Raw genomic sequence first — 5234 nt, 5'->3', positions numbered from 1 at the left:
CGGAGGGCGACGGGGCCCGCGCCCCCGCGGCCGGCGCCCCGGCGCGGGAGGACGGCCCCACGGCCCGGGAGCAGGCGGGAGCCGGAGAGTCGGTGGCAGGACCGCTCGACGCGCGGCAGCGCGCCTTCCTCTCCGCGCTAGTCGCCGGCGACGCCGCGGGGCTCGCGCAGGCGGCGGGGGGCGCATCCGCGGACCTGATCGCCGACGCCGTGAACGAGGCCCTGTTCGACCTGATAGGCGATACCGTCGTGGAGTTCGGGGCAGCCGGTCCCGAGCTCGTGGAGGACTACCGAGAAGACGTTGAGGAGCTGCTTGCCCATGAGTGACACCGCCGCCGCGCCGCGCGTCCCCAAGCGCGTCGCCGCCGTCATCCTGAACTCGCTCAAAGGCGGCGTCGTGCCGCGCATCGGCCTGCCCTACATCACGGTCGGGCGCGAGGTGGAGATCCGCGCCCTGCTCACCGACCTCGACCTCATCGCCGACGGAGGGGCGTCGTTCCGCTTCCTCGTCGGGCGCTACGGCGCCGGCAAGAGCTTCCTTCTGCAGACCATCCGCACGCACGCCATGGGCGAGAACTTCATCGTGGCCGACGCGGACCTCTCGCCCGAGCGGCGCCTGCAGGGCGGGCAGGGCCAGGGACTCGCCACCTACCGCGAGCTGGTGCGCAACCTCTCGACCAAGACGCGCCCCGAGGGCGGGGCGCTCGGGCTCGTGCTCGACCGCTGGGTCGCCGCCTGCGGCGAAGGGGGCGCGGATGCCGCGGAGCGCGCCCGCGCGAGCGTGGAGCCGCTCGAGGAGCTCGTCCACGGCTTCGACTTCGCCCGGATGCTCATGCGCTACCACCGCGCCGCCTCCGAGGGGGACGACGAGGCCAAGTCCGCCGTGATGCGCTGGCTGCGCGGGGAGTTCCGCACCAAGACCGAGGCCCGCGGCGAGCTCGGCGTGTCCACCATCATCACCGACGACGACTGGTACGACTACGTGAAGCTGCTCGCGGCATTCCTCACCCGCGCCGGGTACCGCGGCCTGCTCGTGCTCATCGACGAGCTCGTGAACCTGTACAAGATCCCCAACGCCGTCACGCGCCAGTACAACTACGAGAAGATCCTCACGATGTACAACGACACCCTGCAGGGCAAGGCGCGGCACCTGGGGATCATCATGGGCGGCACCCCGACCTCCATCGAGGACCGCCGCCGCGGCGTCTTCTCCTACGAGGCGCTGCGCAGCCGCCTCACCCAGGGGCGCTTCGCCCGGGAGGACATGCGCGACATGCTCGCGCCCATCATCAGGCTGCACCCGCTCACCTACGAGGAGCTGCTCGTCCTCATCGAGAAGCTCGCCCAGATCCACGCCGGGTACTTCGGCTACGAGCTCGGCGTCACCGACGAGGACCTGGCGTCCTTCCTCCAAATCGAGTTCGGACGCGTGGGCTCCGACAGCCATCTCACGCCGCGCGAGGTGATCCGCGACTTCATCGAGCTGCTCGACATCGCCTGCCAGAACCCCGACCTCGATATCGCGGCGCTCCTGCGCGACGAGGGGGCGGTCGGCGCGGGCGCGCCCGGGACGGGAGGCGCCGGCGGAGCACCGGGGCCCGACGCGCCGTTCGCGGAGTTCACCATCTAGGGGCGGCCGCGGGTCCCGGAGCGCGCCGGGGGCTCGGGAACGGCGGCCGCTGCCGTGCGCCCCACGCACCCTACGCCGCGCCCGGGGTGCATGGAGGACGCCGCGGTCCGGAGGCCGCCGTGCGGTTCCGGGGCCCCGGGCCGCCTTCGGACACGGAAGGGGCGGACCCGAGGGCCCGCCCCTTCTCTTCGATCGATATGACGGAGCGCGCAACCGGCCGGGGCCGCAGGACCGCGCCCGCTACTCGGCGTCGCCCTGCGGCTTCAGCGCCTCGCTGGACTCGGCCACCGCGTCGACGGGGCCGTCCATCCGCTCGAGCTCGGGAATCCAGTCGATGTAGGCGTTGTCCGGCGCGTTGCGCTGGGCGGACTTCTTGGCGTAGGCCTTCACCATGGCGGCCGTCTTGTTGATCGCCTGCAGGGTGCCGGCGCCGGCCACGCAGCCGCCCGGGCACGCCATGCCCTCGAGCAGGTAGCCGTCGTACTTGCCCTTGATGGCGTCCTTGAGCATCTTGCGGCAGTTGTCGAGGCCCTCGGCGTTGGCGATCTTGACGATGCGCGAGGGGTCGTCGCGGTGGATGGCGTTCACCACGGCGTTGGCGACGCCGCCGGCGACGGCGAAGTTGCGCCCGTCGGTGGACGCGACCTCGAAGTCGCTCGAGCCCTCGCCCGCGAGCTTGGTGTAGTCGATGCCCTTGGCCTCCATCATGCCCGCCATCTCCTCGAAGGTGAGCACGAAGTCGACCTCGGACTTGACGGAGCGGCGCTGGGCCTCGAGCTTCTTGGCCGAGCAGGGGCCGACGAACACGATCTTGGCGTCGGGGTGCTGCTTGCGGATCAGGCGCGCGGTCAGCGTCATGGGCGTCAGGGCCATGGAGATGCAGTCGGCGTGCTCCGGGAACTCCTTCTTGGCCATGACCGACCAGGCCGGGCAGCACGAGGTGCCCATGAACGGGATCTTCTCGGGCACCTCCTCCAGGAAGTCCCCCGCCTCCTGGACGGCGCAGAGGTCGGCGCCGAGGGCGACCTCCTCCATGCCGGAGAAGCCGAGCTCCTTGAAGGCCTGGCGCAGCTTGTCGACGTTGCCCTTGCCGCCGAACTGGCCGACGAACGCGGGCGCGACCTCCGCGATGACCTCCTTGCCGGCGCGGACGGCCTGGATGACCTGGAAGATCTGGCTCTTGTCCGCGATGGCGCCGAACGGGCAGTTGACGAGGCACTGGCCGCAGGAGACACACTTGTCGTAGTCGATCTTGGCGCGGCCCTGCTCATCGGAGCCGATGGCGTTCATGCCGCAGGCGGCGGCGCAGGGGCGCTCGTAGTGGTGGATGGCAGAGTAGGGGCAGACGCTCGCGCAGCGGCCGCACTTGATGCACTTCTCCTGATCGATGTGGGCCTTGCCGTCCACGAAGGAGATGGCGCCCTTGGGGCAGATCTCGCGGCAGGGATGCGCCATGCAGCCCTGGCAGGCATCGCTCACGCGGTATACGTTGTCCTCGCAGGCGTTGCACGCGAAGTTGATGACGTTGATCAGGGGCGGCTCGTAGTAGGTCTCGGGCTTGGCGGCCTCGGCCACGCCCTCGGACAGCATCGCGGGCTTGTCCACGCCCTGCAGAGGCAGGCCCATCGCCAGGCGGATACGCTCGCCCACCACGGCGCGCTCGATGAAGACGCTCTCGCGGTAGGTGGCGACGTCGCCGGGAATGATCTCGTAGGGCAGCTGGTCTACCCAGCCGTACTGGTCGGTGTCGATAACCCCGTCGCCGTCGACGTCGACGCCGCCCTGATAGGCGATGCGTGCGACCTCCTTGAACACGGTGCGGCGGATCTTGGTGAGGTTCGTGTAGACCCCGCGCATGGTGTTGCTCATATTCCAGGTCCCCTCTCGGACGTTGTTCAGGCGTATCCATTTTATATGCGAACTCGTCGATTTGTACGCACTTTGGTCCCCTCGGCGAGATTTAGTACAGGCGAGATGCACGCGCCCGGGCGAGTAAGCCTATACTGACTGGGTATTCCGACCCCGAGACGGAGGTTTCCATCATGAGCATCCTCACCGATATCGCCGGCACGCAGCTCTCGCGCCGCTCCCTTCTGGCCTGCGCGGGCGCGACCGCGCTCGCCGGCGCGCTCGCCGGCTGCACCGACGCGTCCACCGATCCGGGCTCCCAGGCGGCGGGCTCGATCGACGCCGGGTCCGCCGAGGCCCCGGAGCCCGTCGAGGTCCGCGTGGCGTCCCTGTCCGGCCCCACCTCGATCGGCCTGGTCTCGTTCATGGACCTCGTGAACAGCGGCGAGGGCACCTTCGACAACGACTACACCTTCAACGTCTACACCGCGGCGGACGAGATCCTGCCCCAGGTCATCCAGGGCGGCATCGACGTCGCGCTCATCCCCGCCAACGCCGCGAGCGTGCTGTACAACCGCACCGAGGGCGGCGTGACGTGCCTGGACGTCAATACGCTCGGCGTGCTGTCCGTGGTGACCGGCGACGCCGCCGTCGCCTCCTTCGGCGACATCGCCGGGCGCACCGTCTACCTCACCGGCCAGGGGACCACCCCCGAGTACTGCATGCGCTACCTGATGGACTGCGCCGGCATCGCCGATTCCGTGACGCTCGAGTTCAAGAGCGAGGCCGCCGAGGTCGTGAGCGTGCTCGCCGCCGACCCGTCCGCCGTGGGCGTGCTGCCCCAGCCCTTCGTGACCGCCGCCCTGGCGAAGAACGACGCCCTGTCCGCCCCCGTCGACCTCACGGACGTGTGGAACGAGTACGCCGGCGACACCGGCAGCCAGATGGTGACCGGCGTGACGGTGGTGCGCCGCGAGTTCGCCGACGCCCACCCCGCCGCGGTCGAGGAGTTTCTCATCGCCCAGGCCGCATCCGTGGAGACCGTGAACGCCGACCCCGAGGCCGCCGCGCCCCTCGTGGTGGAGGCGGGGATCATCGAGTCGGAGGCCGTCGCCGCTGCGGCCATCCCCGACTGCCACCTCGTGTGCATCGCCGGCGAGGAGATGACCGAGGCGCTCTCCGGGTACCTCGGCGTGCTGTTCGACGCGGACCCCTCCTCCGTGGGCGGCGCGCTGCCGGAGACGGACTTCTACTACTCCGTCGACCTGTAAGGGCATCCGTTGACGGACCGCGAGGACATGCGCCCCGGCCTCGGACGCACCCGGGGCGCCGGCCCGGCGGCCGCGGGCTTCGGGGGACCCCGGCGCCCCGTCGCGATGCGGCGGGCCCTCGTCGGGGCGCTCGGAGCCGCGTTCTGGCTGGCGCTGTGGCAGCTCGTCAGCATGGCGCTGGACAGCCCCTTCATCCTCGCCGGTCCGATCGACACCGCCGCGGCGCTGCTGCGCCTCCTCCCCGACCCCGGCTTCTGGGGCAGGGTCGGGTTCTCGTTCGCGCGCATCGCGGGCGGCGCGCTCACCGGCTACGCCGCGGCGATCGCCCTCGCCGCGGCAGCGCGGCGCGTGCGCGTCGTGCGCGGGCTGCTCGCCCCGGCCCTCTCGGCGATCAAGGGCACGCCCGTCGCCTGCGTGACCGTGGTGCTGCTCATCTGGTTCGGCTCGCGCAACGTGAGCTTCATCGCCGTTCTCCTCATGGTCCTG

4 protein-coding genes and 1 pseudogene are annotated in these 5234 nt (G+C 70.7%); 4 read left to right on the top strand and 1 reads right to left on the bottom strand.

Features of this window, described 5'->3' with window-relative positions; genetic code table 11:
- The coding region (locus PHA29_RS10215; RefSeq protein WP_333491390.1) for a tellurite resistance TerB C-terminal domain-containing protein at positions 1–326 on the top strand (326 nt) is incomplete at its 5' end.
- Positions 319–1629: an ATP-binding protein gene (locus PHA29_RS10210; RefSeq protein WP_270849521.1), complete on the top strand. Its 1311-nt coding sequence runs from the start codon at positions 319–321 to the stop codon at positions 1627–1629. The genes PHA29_RS10215 and PHA29_RS10210, both read left to right, overlap by 8 nt.
- Positions 1630–1869: 240 nt before the next feature.
- Here PHA29_RS10210 and PHA29_RS10205 read toward each other — a convergent pair whose 3' ends face one another.
- Entirely contained in the window at positions 1870–3498 is a 1629-nt protein-coding gene (locus PHA29_RS10205; protein WP_270405837.1) for a 4Fe-4S dicluster domain-containing protein, read from the bottom strand.
- A gap of 173 nt (positions 3499–3671) precedes the next feature.
- Here PHA29_RS10205 and PHA29_RS10200 point away from each other — a divergent pair, with 173 nt between their 5' ends.
- Positions 3672–4748 (top strand): ABC transporter substrate-binding protein, encoded by a 1077-nt coding sequence (locus tag PHA29_RS10200; protein ID WP_270849520.1) that lies wholly within the window; start codon positions 3672–3674, stop codon positions 4746–4748.
- 9 nt (positions 4749–4757) lie between these two features.
- A pseudogene (locus PHA29_RS10195) lies at positions 4758–5234 on the top strand (hypothetical protein); the annotation flags it as partial.

Source organism: Candidatus Collinsella stercoripullorum, from assembly GCF_027669965.1.
GTDB classification, from domain to species: Bacteria; Actinomycetota; Coriobacteriia; order Coriobacteriales; family Coriobacteriaceae; genus Collinsella; species Collinsella stercoripullorum.
This window is presented reverse-complemented; position numbering and strand designations above follow the sequence as displayed.